Here is a 13565-nt window from a genome sequence, read left to right as displayed (position 1 = left end):
AATTATTGATTGATAGCGCAATTAATATTCCAATGACCACAAGAACAATCTCTCCAATAGCATACCTCATGCACTTTAAAGGCTTGTTATCGTCTGCAAGTTGTTTACGGATTTTTCGAAAGAAGTTAATCATTTGAAGTATTAGTTGGTGACTTACAACAAAGCGCCTGCATGAAAAATAGTATTTAATATGCTACCTTTTTGTACTTTTAGATAAAGCCTTTTATATGCCAACCACAGAACAGTGTAAAAACTGCGAACAAACATTTGATTCATCTTTTGAATACTGCCCTCATTGTGGCATGGAAGCTACGGACAACCTTACCGTTGGTGTCTTGTTTAGTAATACCATAGAAAATTACTTTTCCATAGACGCTAGATTCTTTAGGAGTTTTCTTACCCTTATGATAAAGCCAGGGGTACTTGCACGGCGATTTGTTGATGGAAAACGACTTAAATACCTGCATCCTGCACAGTTTTATCTCTTTATCTCAGTTGTCTTTTTTTTTATTTTTTCCTTTACTGTTCGTAAAGCGGATAATGAGGTTTCTGAGGTAATAAAAAAAGGGTTGGAGCAGGAAATAAATATAGATTCTATTGCGGTCAATGCAGATTCATTGGATATTACAGAAGCCAGAAAGGCCCTTAAAAAAAATCAAAAGATTATAGGGTTATCCGACGAAGAACTAGTAGGGTTAGATTCGGTAATGACTTCAGATTCGGGGAAAGCAAACATATCATTTGGTTTTGAACGCAAGTTGTTGGATTCTCTTATCGCCGCAGGTGCACCATTAAATCAAAAATTAGAGGTTATGGGAATGAAGGCAGATAAAAATGCCTTCGGACGCAGGTTCTATACCCAAATGCTGAAGTTTTATGAACAACAGGGTGGAGGTATTATTCAGGTATTATACGATACAATACCTATTGCAATGTTTCTACTTTTACCACTTTTTGCCGTATTTCTTAAAATATTTTATTGGAAACCGGCCACCTTTGCGCATCATTTAGTATTTAGCTTTTATTTCTTCACCTTTATGTTTACAACGTTCTGCGTTATACTTTTAGTTAATAAAGTATGGGAGATTCCCATTTGGATTGAAGTGCTTTTTTGCTTCTCTTTTATTCTTTACCTAATGATTGCCTTACGAAATTTTTATAGGAGTTCATGGTTAGGCGCTTTCTTCAAGGCCAGTATCATTTCATTTCTCTATACGCTTATTATTGTGCCAGTAGCTGCAATAGGAATAATTATGGTAGCCTTTATGCTATATTGAGTTTTTGCAAAATGCCAAAGGGATATAATACGTTCACTATTTTATTAGGTCCAATTTATTATTGGTTACGCACTTTATTTCTCTAATAGCATATGGTAGATATTTACTCAACTTAATTTCATTTAGTAGTTTTTTCTGGATTTTACGAAAGAAAGCAATCATGTTAGGAAAAGATTGGCGGTTTCTTCATCAAGATACGGAAATATTTAATTCATAGGACTCAAGATAAATAAGGCTCATTTGATTTCTTACCAAGGATTTGAATGGAGTAGCAGTAGCTCTGATTTTGTATTTCAGGCTTACACAATCGGGTTTATAGCTGAAGCCACCCAATACAGGAGCTTAGATCGGGAAGGTTGGTTGGGGTAACATTATGTTATAAACACATATTCTTAACTAAGCCGCAGGTATATTGAGATTGACATTTTAGCTCCTAAGAATTTCCTTTTGATAAAATCAAAGCAATTTTCAATATTATAAAGAAGCGAGCTGGAACGTAATATCTACTAATTAGATTTTATTTTTCTAGAAGTTTTTTGTGTTTAAAAGTGATGGTTACCAATCTACCCGTTTTATTGGATAAAATTATATATTATGTTAATATTCTATCAATTCTAAAGGGTAATTCTTTAAATAAACACTTTTTCATCACCTAAATTGAATATGATAAAACTTTTTAGAAAAAATTACCACGCTTTTAAAACAAGGATCTAGTATTTTGAATTCTTTAAAATTGCAAATAATGATGATTTCAGATTTAAAACTTACATTTATAATCTTGATGTCAATAGCCTAAAGAAAGTTTTATTTCATTGGATTTAAAAATATAAAATCAATCTTAACCTTTCTTAACCGGTAATTTTTAATGAAATTTGACTAGAAATGAAATTTATTTTATGAAATTGCGTTATTAAGGAATAATCAATCCTTTTGATACAGTTTATTTGGTTACAATATTGTTTGAACAATGGTCTTCTATTTTGAAAAAAATAATTCTTACAGAAGTTTGTTAAATATATATTCAATGATGAGTTGGTTGAGGAAATATTTAGATACCCCATGAATTTAAAATTTAGAAATAAAAAGATTACCGGAATACTAGCCATTCTTCCAGAAGTTGAAATTAATTTTGAGGAAGAAATCGATAATTACACCTTTTCGAAAGGTCAATCGATGAAGCTTAAGTCAATCATGGGATACGGAAAGAGAAGGGTTGTAAAAAAGGGAACCACTGTATCGGATTTATGCGTCTTTGGTATGAATCATCTATTTGACAATGGACTTTTAAAGAAAGAAGATATAGATGCAATTGTCTTAATTACCCAATCTCCTGATTATCTAGTACCAGGAACAAGTTATGTTATTCATGGTCGCTTAGATTTGAAAGAGGATATTATATGTATGGATATAAATCAAGCCTGTGCAGGATATTGTGTTGGGCTTAACCAAGCTTTTATGCTTTTAGAACAAGATGAAATAAACAAAGTTGTAGTAATGAATGCTGATGTAAGAAGTAGCAGAGTATCAGTCAACGATAGGAGCTTAGGCCCCTTAATTGGAGACGGCGCAGCTATAACTATTGTAGAAAATGATTCATTGAATAAAGTAATAAATGGTTCTTGGAACTCAAATGGTAAAGGAATAGATTCTATAATGATACCTGCAGGGGGTTACAAGATGCCTTCTTCAGAAGAAACCGCTAAGCCTGTTATGGACAGTAACGGTAATTTAAGAGCCTTAGATCACTTAACAATGAAAGGGGATAAGGTTTTTAATTTTGTGCTAAGAGAGGTGCCTTTGATGGTACGGAAATTATTGAATATTTCGGGAATAAAAGAGGATGAAATTGATTATTATATTTTTCATCAACCAAATAAATTTATATTAAAAAAGTTGGCGGACAAAATGGGAATTTCCTATAATAAGATGCCTAACAATGTAGTGGGAAATTTCGGAAACTCAAGCAGTGCAACAATACCAATCTGCCTTGCATATAATTTGGAAACTAAATTGTTAAACCAAACCTTTTTATTTTGTTTGGGGGGGTTTGGTGCTGGTTTGAGTTGGACATCATTAGTGATGACTATAGGTAAATTAGATTTTTGTGAAATAGTAGAACATAAATTAGAGAAATAATATGGATAAATTTGAATCTTCAATTGCCCAAATCCTTGAAGTGGATGAGGTGAGTTTAAATGACGAATTGGAATCTTTTGATGCTTGGGATTCAATGACAATTTTATCAATAATAGCTTTTTGTTATGATGAATACAATACATCTTTAGATGCCAATGAAATTAAAAGTGTAAAAACAATACTCGGATTAAAGAAGCTTATAGAGGGTAAGAAATTAGTATAAATTTTAATAAGCAGTTCTATTCCAGTTCATCAATTGAATTGCTTTATATGGCTGTTAATAGTTTTTATTTGTTTTATGAGAAACGTAATTATATTGGGTACAGGTGGGTGTGCCGCGCAACTGACATATTATATCGAGGATAATAATTCAAGAGTCAAAGAGGATGATAAGATTCGTATCTTAGGTTACATTGAAGATGAAAAGAGTATCGACGAATATTATAATAAATACAATTATAAATCACCGGTATTGTGTGATATTGATGGATATGAGCCAAGACCGAATGAAGAGGTGTTAATCGCAATAATGAATATTGATCTAAGAATTAAAATGATTGATAAATTATTGAAAAAAAAGGCTTCTATAGGTAGTTTCTTCCATGGTAGTGTACTCATATCTAATGATATGGACATCGGTGAAGGAAATATCATATTTCCTTATTCCATGATTTTTGAGAATGCAATTATTGGAAAGTATAACCTACTTACTTCCCACAGTTTTATAAGTCATGATTGTGTAATAGGGGATAATAATTTCTTTTCTCATGCTGGGATAGCTGGAAATGTAAGAATTGGCAATAATAATTATTTTGGTATTCGATCAACGGTAATTCCATCAATTATTATGGGAGATAATAACATTATTCAAGCAGGTATGGTTGTGGATAAAAATCTAAAAGATTCTACTACATACTTCTATCGTTTCAAAGAGAAGGTTCTTGCAATTCCGGCCAAATCATAGGTTCACTTTTTTTATGCAATTATATTCTTAATTAATACCAGCAGTTTTATTCTGGTAGTCATTATGAATTCTAGTTCCCGGCACACTTTAATGATCTAGTCGTACCTGTTACCTCGTCACTGGCATAAATACAACGCTATTTAAGCAAGATTTCAGGACCTTTACTGGATCGCATTGATATTCATATAGAAGTTACCCCGGTACCTTTTGAAAAACTATCTGAAGATAGAAAAGGAGAGAGTAGTGTAGACATACGGAAAAGGGTTACCGAAGCACGTGAACCGCAGACTAGGGGTTTTGAAGAACTGGAAAATGTACATTACAATGCACAAATGAACACCAAACACATACTGCAATATTGCAAACTGGACGATGTTTCTAAATCCTTGCTGAAAAATGCCATGGAATACCTTAATCTTTCTGCAAGGGCATATGATAGGATACTCAAAGTGGCGAGAACCATTGCGGATCTGGACAATTCCCAGAAAATAATCGGTTCTACTATAGGAGAGGCCATCCAATACAGGAGCTTAGATAGGGAAGGCTGGTTGGGGTAGTTGTATCGCACGCAGGTAAAAGTGTCATGCTTTTACGCTCTTACCAACATCAAAAAACCGTGTACGAAGGCATACTATATTCAACCAGTCCTTTTTAGAGAAATGAAATTTCTTGACCAACTACCTAGAAATACATTTTTTTTAAGCAATGTAGAATCCTTTTATTATCTTAAAACATTTAAAGTTACATCGATGGATAAGGTATAACTTGAATTAGGCTTAGGCTTAGGAGGTTAATGAATTTAAATATAAATTTTTATGAAAAAATATTGCCTATTCCTTTTACTGTTTACTATCGCTAACACCTTTTTTGCGCAAAGCAAACTCATGGAGGGCCTAAGTATGAAAAGCGCTCTTTTGAATACTGAGATAAAATATTCGATCTACTTACCAGATGGATATGAAACTTCTGAACGTCATTATCCAGTGGTTTATCTTTTAAACGGGTATACAGGTGACGAAACAAGTTGGATTGAGCAAGGCGGAATGCAGCACATAGTAGATCATGAAATTGAACAAGGAAATATCCAGAAAATGGTTATTGTGATGCCCGATGGGGATGACAGACTTTATATGAACAGGACAGATGGCACCTATCCCTTTGAAGATATGTTTATGAAAGAGTTATTGCCTTTTATAGAAACTCAATACCGTGTTCGCAAAGGAAAACGATATACAGGAATTAGTGGTCTCTCCATGGGAGGAGCGGGTTCCTTAAAACTAGCTTTAAAGTATGATACGTATTTTGGAGCCTGTGCTGCATATAGTTCAGCTGTATTTACGGAGGAATCGGTGACCAATTCGGATCAAGAAGCTATGAATGGATACATAGAAAAAGCAATGCCCGATATGTTAGGTGCCACGGGTAGAAATAGAATTAATAAAAGCTATAAAGAGTACGATGTACTTCACCTTGTTAAAACCAAAGATCCAGAGCTGCTAAAAACAGTAAAAATATATTTTGATTGTGGGGATGATGATTTTCTTACTCTAGGAAATTCCCAATTACATAAAGAACTTATAGAAAAGCAAATACCCCACGAATATAGGGTCCGCGATGGAGCGCACACTTGGCCTTTTTGGCGGGAGTCTTTGCCTCTAGGATTAAAGTTTATTAGTGATTCTTTTTGGAAATAGGTTTTTGGAGTACCAAACTAAGCGTAACTATTTCTCGTACATCTGGTATGAGAGAAATTATTATTGTTTGTGTTATTTCAGTTCTATTTTTACAGAATTCTATTTCTCAAAAAATAGATAACTTGGTATCTTTTAAGGACATAAAAAGTACCAACTACTTTAGGTTTAATTATGATAATGATTATTTTGCTTCTAGTGACAAGAACTATACTCAAGGCTATAGTTTTGAATTAGTTTCTCCTTTCTTTAAGACGAACCCCTTTAACCATTTGTTTTTCAAACTTAAAGGGGTTTAAACACGCCATGGTCTAGTTGTTGAGCATATAGGATATATTCCTAGCAGGTATGAACTTCCAGATATTAAATTTGGAGATAGACCGTTTGCAGCGGCTATTATGCTTAAAAGTTTTATAATAGCCACAAATCATTTAAAAAACAGTCGATTTACTTCTTCATTCAATTTAGGGATTATTGGTCCTGGCGCTTTTGGGAAGGAGTTACAAGTAGGTATTCATAAAGCTACTAGAAACAAAATACCCTTAGGGTGGCAAAATCAAATCAAGAATGATATAGTAATTAATTATGAAATAGGTTATGAGAAACAACTTGTTAGATATCGAGATTGGTTTTCGCTTCAAGCAAATATGATTGCTAAAGTAGGTACCCTTTTTACAAACGGTTCTTTTGGAGTTAATACCACCTTCGGAATCATAAATTCTCCTTTTTCATCAACCCAAGAAAGAAATGATTTTAAAATGTATGGGTATTCTCAACCAGTTTTAAGTGTTATTGGTTATGATGCTACGCTACAAGGCGGAGTATTAAATAGGCAGAGCCCATATATTATTTCGCCAGGTAATGTTGAGCGATTCACAGGACAAGTAAACTATGGACTTGTTTTAAAGACAAAAACCCTTTATTTTGAATATTCACGGTCCATAATTACAAGAGAATTTGAAAGTGGAGATTCTTATAAATGGGGGGGTATTAAGATAGGATTTACACTTTAAATTAGATTGGGATTAGAAAATCATATCCATAAGTATAAGATCTTATTTTACATTGGTGTTTAACGTTTTTTGCGAAATAGATACAACGCTTAGGTTGATTTTATTGAGACGATATTTGCTAAAACAGTAGAGGCCTGAGTGCTGCTATCCAAGACTTTTCCACTTTTGAAATAAGGTTTTAATGAACAAATAAATAGTTAAAAAGTCATAATTTCTGAATTATGGGAAACGTTTGACAGTTTGGCAAATAGACATTCATTATTTGGAAACAACCTTAGATTAAAAAATATCTCTTATCTTTTTGAATAAAAAAGTCTTTGCGTTTTTAATTTGAGCGACATTTTCGGAATGAATATTAAGCTATCTTGCACATCTGATAAAAATGAAAGGCCGAAACCTAATAGAAGATGAAAGGGAGGCTCAAACTATTTTTTACTCATGAAGTGCAGAATATTCACGGTTACTGAATTCATTTTTTGAGATACTATATACGAACAAAATTTCAGCAAGATATGAGAAGTGAAAACAGATTAATCGGAGCCGGTATTCTAACTGCAATTACGGCTTCTCTATGTTGCATAACACCTGTTTTAGCTCTTATTGTGGGTACAAGCGGAATGGCTTCAAGATTCTCTTGGATTGAACCATTTAGGCCATATTTAATAGTACTGACTATTTTGACGCTTGGATTTGCTTGGCATCAAAAACTAAAACCGCAAAAAGAAATGAACTGCGCATGTGTATCGGACGAAAAACCAAAATTTATACAATCAAAAACGTTTTTAGTAATTGTATCAGCATTTGCAATTATTATGTTGGGTTTTCCGTACTATTCGGGAGTCTTTTACCCGAGTATACAAACGCAAATAATTGTAGTTGACAAATCGGACCTTAAAAAAACTGAATTTAAAATAAGCGGAATGACTTGTGCGAGTTGCGAAGAACATGTCAATCACGAAGTAAATAAACTTAGCGGAATAGTAAACTCAAAAGCGTCATACGAAAATGGGAACGCAATTATTGAATTTGACGGAACCAAAACCAATGAAACGGAAATTGAGAAAGCAATTAAATCAACAGGTTACAAAGTGACTAGTAAAACAGACAATTAATGGAAATTCTATTAAAATCAGAAATTAAGTGTTCAAACTGTGGACATAAAAAAATAGAAAATATGCCAACAGATGCTTGCCAGTTTTTTTATGAGTGCGAAAACTGTAAAAAAATCTTGAAACCAAACCAGGGCGATTGTTGCGTGTACTGTTCGTATGGAACAGTTCCTTGTCCACCAATTCAAGAAAATAAGACTTGTTGTTAAAAGGAAAAAAAACGGGGTACAACAATGTAATTGAAATCATAGGTCTCTCCGGGACGCTTCACTTAAGTTACTAAACGTTAATTACATTTTCATTATTTCCCTTGTATAATAGGGCCAATATTTTGCAGTATGGAGCGTCAGTTTGCGTAATCATTTTTATTACGCATATTGTTGTTTATAATGTAGCTGCTTACCATGTACCCGCTGGAGAAAATAAAAAGTCAGTAGGATTATCAATGTCATATAAATACTGATACCCTTTAGTTTCTTTCTCACAAAAGGGTTCTAAAAGTTTCAACATAGTAGTATAACCTTCTAGTGTTAAAGCACAAAAAAAAGTTTTGTTATCACTACTAAGTATTCCTTCATCTGTTTTAAAGAGTCCAAGAATTAAATTACAATTTCGAATTTCAATGAAATCAACTTTAGAGAGGTCTAGTTTTTGATTTTTATTTACAATTGTCTCCTTTATTAAGTCTCTAAATTTAATAACTTGACTTTTATCAAAGTTGTATAATCTAACAACGTTTTCTCCAAATTCATTTATATTTTCTATATAGTCTAGTTCCATCAAATGCGTATTAGATAAATTATCACTAAGGTGTTGGTATATAGGTATTTGAGTAAGACACCTAGATATCAAAACTGAATGGAAATTCAGTAGAATTCGGGTATTACTTTTTAAACACGCTACAGTCCATAAATATACAAGGTGTTGGCCTTTTATGGTTTTATTGGTTCAATATTTTTTAAAATTAATTGAATCATTTTCATAAATGATTCAATCGATAATATTTAGCATTGTATCGGCCTAATTTTAGGATAAATTTTATGCTATTGATACGGGAACAATAATGAAACATTTTAAAATTGTAGCCTTGTTAGTAAGTAGCTTTAATTATCTTAAAAGGTTATTAGTATACCAATCTGTTAATGTGAATTTTACTATTTGATAATTTTTAGCAAAAGATACATGCTTAACCCCAAACAAAACACTTTAATAAACCTATATTGGACATTTCGTTTGGCTCAAATTCAGGAATTGTAGAATTCGTAAATAGTCTTCAAAAGATTAAAACTACTGAGCTCATTAAACTAGAAATAAGAAATCCATTTGTAATTGTTTTATTTTCTGTTGTCATATTTCGTATACTCCACTACGTACCTTTTGTTCTATTAAGTTATTCTGTAAAATTCCAATATAATATCCTAAGCACAAGACCTTGACAGCATTATTTATAACTTATCTTATTGAAAAGCAATAAGATAACATATCTTTTGGTATAACTAAAGAACAATTATAAAGAAGACCACTACATTGAATGCCTTCACAAAACGGATACTTAGGTTGGCTACAACCATGGCGGTTAAAAATAAATTTCTAGATTTTAGGGCTTTTTCTATTTAACAGAGAATTATGTCTATTTTCAAATCCACAATTGTATATTTATGAATTCCTAAAATAAAAATCATCTTATGAAACCAACAATGAATCTAAAATCTATTTTATTGGCGTTTTTTAGCATGACTTTGGTCTTGACTTCTTGTAAGACCGAAAAAAAAGTTGAAGAAACAGCTAAGCTTTCCATCGATTTTGAAAAATACGAATTGGATAATGGGCTAGATGTAGTCCTTCACCAGGACAAAAGTGACCCAATTGTTTCACTGGCCATCCAATATGGTGTAGGCTCCAACAGAGAAAAAACGGGACGAACAGGATTTGCCCATTTGTTTGAACATATGTTATTCCAAGAATCGGAGAACGTAGGTCAGGACCAGTTCTTTAAAAAAATACAGGATGCCGGCGGCACCCTAAACGGGGGAACTTGGAAAGACGGTACTGTATATTACGAAGTAGTCCCAAAAAATGCCATGGAAATGATCATGTGGTTAGAGAGTGATCGAATGGGATATTTGATTAATACCGTCACGGAATCAGCCTTTAACAACCAACAGGAAGTTGTACAGAACGAGAAGAGACAGCGGGTTGATAATAATCCCTACGGTCATACAAGCTGGGTAGTAGATAAAAATTTGTATCCAGAAGGACATCCCTATAATTGGCAAGTTATTGGTGAATTGGCTGATCTTCAAAATGCAACCGTTGAGGACGTAAAAGAATTTTACGATCGTTTTTATGGTCCCAATAATGCCACCTTGGTATTGTCTGGTGATTTTGAAACAGCAGAAGCAAAAGCTTTGATCGAAAAATACTTTGGGGAGATTAAGCGCCGTCAGGAGGTTGTGCCTATGGCTCCGCAGCCTGTAACACTTTCTGAGACCAAGCGTTTTTACCATGAAGACAATTTTGCTAAAACGCCACAATTAACTATGGTCTGGCCAACACCTGAACAATACACGGAGGACGCCTATGCCCTTGATTTCTTGGGGGAAATTTTGGGTAATGGAAAAAAGGCGCCTTTGTATAAGGTCTTGGTCAAGGAAAAAGATTTGACATCACAGACAACTGCCTATAATAGTGCACAAGAATTGGCGGGGGAATTTCAAATTATCATCACGGCCAATAATGACAAAAGCCTAAAGGAAGTAGAAGCCGGGATTTTTGAGGCTTTCGCGCTTTTTGAAAAAGAAGGTGTTTCAGATAGAGATATTGAGCGTATTAAGGCGGGATTGGAGACTCAATTTTACAATGGCATTAGTAGTATCTTAGGAAAAGGGTTCCAATTGGCACAATACAATGTTTTTGCCGGAGATCCGGGGTTTATTGAACAGGATATTGAAAACATTAAAAAGGTTTCCAAAGAAGATGTGCTCCGTGTGTACAATATGTATATCAAGGACAAACCCTTTGTTATGACCAGTTTTGTGCCCAAAGGAAAAATGGAATTAGTGGCAGATAACTCTTTGAAGGCTTCCGTTGTAGAGGAAGAGATAAAAGAAAATGTAGCAAAAGTAATAGAGGACAGTAAAGAAGAAATAGTAAGGACTCCTTCAAATTTCAATCGTGCTGTGGAGCCCAATCAAGGGACTTCTCCTGCTTTGTCCATTCCAATAACTTGGACCTCAGAATTAAGTAATGGGATAGATGTTTATGGTATAGAACAAAATGAAATACCTACTGTAAACTTTAGTCTTGTTATTGAGGGCGGCCATCTATTAGATGATAAAAATAAAAATGGAGTGGCCAATTTAATGACCGATATAATGATGGAGGGCACAGCCACTAAAACTCCAGAGCAATTAGAAGAGGAGATAGAGTTACTTGGAGCGTCTATCAATATGTACACTACCAAGGAATCTATCGTAATACGAGGAAATACCCTAACTCGTAATTTTGATAAAACATTGAAGCTCATAGAGGAGATAATATTGGAACCTCGTTGGGATAAGGAAGAATTTGCAAGAATTAAAACGAAAACAATCAATAGCATAAAAAGGGATGAGGCAGATCCTAATGCCGTTGCAGAAAAGGTGTACGATAAATTGTTATATGGGGAGGATCATATCTTTAGTTACCCCATAAGTGGCACAGAAGCTTCCGTAGAAGCAATTAGCATAGCCGATTTAAAGGCCTTTTACAGCCAAAACTTTTCACCATCTATAAGTAAGTTTAATGTTGTGGGAAAAATAGACAAAGCTACAGTATTAGAAAACCTTAAAGATTTGGAGGGAAAATGGGCAGCCAAAAAGGTAAGTATCCCAGAATATCCCTTACCAAATAAAAGGGATAAGGCATCCCTTTACTTTGTAGATATACCTAATGCTAAGCAGTCTGTAATTAATATTGGGTATTTGGCCTTACCAAGAACAGATAAGGAATACTACCCTGCGGAGGTAATGAATTACAAACTCGGGGGGTCCTTTTCTGGGAATGTAAACCTTATACTACGAGAGGAAAAAGGGTATACCTACGGCGCGCGTTCAGGCTTTGACGGGGGTAAAGTACCTGGAACATTTACTGCATCTTCTAGTGTGCGGACTAATACCACAGGGGAATCGGTTCAGATTTTTAAAAACGAGATCGCTAATTATAAAAAAGGAATATCGGCTGAGGACTTGGAATTTACCAAAAATGCCTTAATTAAATCCAATGCCAGACGTTTCGAAACCCAGTACTCCCTTTTAGGAATGTTACAAGAAATGAGTAATTATAATTTGCCTAAAAATTATATTGAAGGAGAAGAACAAATTGTTAAAGGAATGACTTTGGAACAGCACAAAGAGTTGGCAAATAAATTCTTAGATGAGTCAAAAATGGCCTATTTGGTTGTTGGTGACGCCGCCACCCAATTTGAACAATTCGAAAAGATGGGATTTGATGAGGTGATGCTTGTTGATAAGGATGGAAAGGAATTAAAGCCCATAAAAATAAAAATGTAATTTTATTAAACTCTTCAAGTATTTATTTCTAAAGTAGTTACTCTCATTAACAGCCAAAAATAATAAAAGCAGACCATAGAATAGAAAAGATACAAAAGGCGTAAAATAGAATGGATATAGTAGATCTTTTTTTCATAAGAATGCTTTATGAGGAAAACGTTCTTAAAAAATGCAGAATATTCCTACGCTACAAAAAGTCGAAATATTCGTTAAGTGGTTACATTTTAGAATATTTTTTTATTTTTTATGGAGGTGATACTTCTGGAGAAAAAAGTATAGAATGTTTAAAGGTATTGAAACTGGGTTTAAAGTGGGAAGTTCATATTTTAGAAAATCAGATCTATTAAGATACACTTTTTAGACCTCAAAACTTAGGTTGAGTTATTATGTTCTGAAATATCTGTTGATAAAATAAAAAATAGAATATCCGAAATGAAAGAACATAAAAACACGTGATCAACTTTAGGTGTAATTATGATTTTTCTTCCCTCAATTCTTGCGCAAAAATATCCTTAAAGATGTATACGGTAATCAAAAATACGACTAGTGTTAGAAGCGGAAGGGCATAATCCCATTCCAAAAGCATAAAGAATCCTCCCGTCATTATAGCAATACTGCCTAGTGCCATAATTAGGTTCCAAATGATTAGGCCTGTGTTTAACTTCCTGTTTATATTCTTTTCGGAAAAATAGGCTGTTCCTTCCAGAATGAACCAAATAACCAAGGAGATCACAAGTATCCCTTGGGTATAAAGTGCGATAGGGAGATGAAATATCTGGATAAGGCCATTGATGGACCAGAAAGAAATCAACATTAATTTATTAT

At 33.8% G+C, this 13565-nt stretch carries 10 protein-coding genes and 2 pseudogenes; 10 read left to right on the top strand and 2 right to left on the bottom strand.

Annotated elements, in window-relative coordinates:
* The first annotated feature begins 227 nt into the window (after nt 1–227).
* From ABXZ36_RS08865 to ABXZ36_RS08825, 9 genes and pseudogenes are all read left to right on the top strand, one after another.
* The gene (locus tag ABXZ36_RS08865) at nt 228–1277 is read left to right on the top strand and encodes a DUF3667 domain-containing protein (RefSeq protein WP_354615150.1); all 1050 of its coding nucleotides are present in this window, start codon (nt 228–230) and stop codon (nt 1275–1277) included.
* A 1059-nt stretch (nt 1278–2336) separates the two neighbouring features.
* Nucleotides 2337–3413, top strand: a complete 1077-nt coding sequence (locus tag ABXZ36_RS08860) for a ketoacyl-ACP synthase III (protein WP_354615149.1) — start codon at nt 2337–2339, stop codon at nt 3411–3413.
* Between the two features lies 1 nt (nt 3414).
* Nucleotides 3415–3636, top strand: a complete 222-nt coding sequence (locus tag ABXZ36_RS08855; protein WP_354615148.1) for an acyl carrier protein — start codon at nt 3415–3417, stop codon at nt 3634–3636.
* A 75-nt stretch (nt 3637–3711) separates the two neighbouring features.
* Nucleotides 3712–4377: an acetyltransferase gene (locus ABXZ36_RS08850; protein ID WP_354615147.1), complete on the top strand. Its 666-nt coding sequence runs from the start codon at nt 3712–3714 to the stop codon at nt 4375–4377.
* Between the two features lie 39 nt (nt 4378–4416).
* Nucleotides 4417–4934: pseudogene (locus ABXZ36_RS08845) on the top strand (magnesium chelatase subunit ChlI family protein); the annotation flags it as partial.
* A 258-nt stretch (nt 4935–5192) separates the two neighbouring features.
* Nucleotides 5193–6071, top strand: coding sequence for an alpha/beta hydrolase (locus ABXZ36_RS08840; RefSeq protein ID WP_354615146.1), 879 nt, complete (start codon nt 5193–5195; stop codon nt 6069–6071).
* A gap of 47 nt (nt 6072–6118) precedes the next feature.
* A pseudogene (locus ABXZ36_RS08835) lies at nt 6119–7081 on the top strand (lipid A deacylase LpxR family protein).
* Nucleotides 7082–7593: 512 nt separating this feature from the next.
* Entirely contained in the window at nt 7594–8193 is a 600-nt protein-coding gene (merTP, locus tag ABXZ36_RS08830) for a mercuric transport protein MerTP (RefSeq protein WP_354615145.1), read from the top strand.
* Nucleotides 8193–8399 (top strand): GDCCVxC domain-containing (seleno)protein, encoded by a 207-nt coding sequence (locus ABXZ36_RS08825; RefSeq protein WP_354615144.1) that lies wholly within the window; start codon nt 8193–8195, stop codon nt 8397–8399. The genes merTP and ABXZ36_RS08825 overlap by 1 nt, the downstream gene beginning before the upstream one ends.
* A 190-nt stretch (nt 8400–8589) precedes the next feature.
* On the opposite strand, the gene ABXZ36_RS08820 is transcribed toward ABXZ36_RS08825, so the two are convergent.
* Nucleotides 8590–8970: a hypothetical protein gene (locus ABXZ36_RS08820; RefSeq protein WP_354615143.1), complete on the bottom strand. Its 381-nt coding sequence runs from the start codon at nt 8968–8970 to the stop codon at nt 8590–8592.
* 905 nt (nt 8971–9875) lie between these two features.
* On the opposite strand from ABXZ36_RS08820, the gene ABXZ36_RS08815 reads away from it, so the two are divergent.
* On the top strand, nt 9876–12740 hold the full coding sequence (locus tag ABXZ36_RS08815; RefSeq protein ID WP_435602296.1) for a M16 family metallopeptidase: 2865 nt from the start codon (nt 9876–9878) through the stop codon (nt 12738–12740).
* A gap of 472 nt (nt 12741–13212) precedes the next feature.
* On the opposite strand, the gene ABXZ36_RS08810 is transcribed toward ABXZ36_RS08815, so the two are convergent.
* Nucleotides 13213–13554, bottom strand: a complete 342-nt coding sequence (locus tag ABXZ36_RS08810; protein WP_354615142.1) for a hypothetical protein — start codon at nt 13552–13554, stop codon at nt 13213–13215.
* Nucleotides 13555–13565 lie beyond the last annotated feature (11 nt).

The organism is Sediminicola arcticus (assembly GCF_040566695.1).
Classification (GTDB): domain Bacteria; phylum Bacteroidota; class Bacteroidia; order Flavobacteriales; family Flavobacteriaceae; genus Sediminicola; species Sediminicola arcticus.
Note: the sequence above shows the minus strand (reverse complement) of the source record. Positions and strands in the feature narration are given on the sequence as shown.

Coding starts and splice junctions, on each gene's coding strand:
- ABXZ36_RS08825 (WP_354615144.1), top strand. CDS start 8,193: ATGGAAATTCTATTAAAATCAGAAATTAAGTGTTCAAACTGTGGACAT.
- ABXZ36_RS08865 (WP_354615150.1), top strand. CDS start 228: ATGCCAACCACAGAACAGTGTAAAAACTGCGAACAAACATTTGATTCA.
- merTP (WP_354615145.1), top strand. CDS start 7,594: ATGAGAAGTGAAAACAGATTAATCGGAGCCGGTATTCTAACTGCAATT.
- ABXZ36_RS08855 (WP_354615148.1), top strand. CDS start 3,415: ATGGATAAATTTGAATCTTCAATTGCCCAAATCCTTGAAGTGGATGAG.
- ABXZ36_RS08850 (WP_354615147.1), top strand. CDS start 3,712: ATGAGAAACGTAATTATATTGGGTACAGGTGGGTGTGCCGCGCAACTG.
- ABXZ36_RS08840 (WP_354615146.1), top strand. CDS start 5,193: ATGAAAAAATATTGCCTATTCCTTTTACTGTTTACTATCGCTAACACC.
- ABXZ36_RS08815 (WP_435602296.1), top strand. CDS start 9,876: ATGAAACCAACAATGAATCTAAAATCTATTTTATTGGCGTTTTTTAGC.
- ABXZ36_RS08810 (WP_354615142.1), bottom strand. CDS start 13,554: ATGTTGATTTCTTTCTGGTCCATCAATGGCCTTATCCAGATATTTCAT.
- ABXZ36_RS08860 (WP_354615149.1), top strand. CDS start 2,337: ATGAATTTAAAATTTAGAAATAAAAAGATTACCGGAATACTAGCCATT.
- ABXZ36_RS08820 (WP_354615143.1), bottom strand. CDS start 8,970: ATGGAACTAGACTATATAGAAAATATAAATGAATTTGGAGAAAACGTT.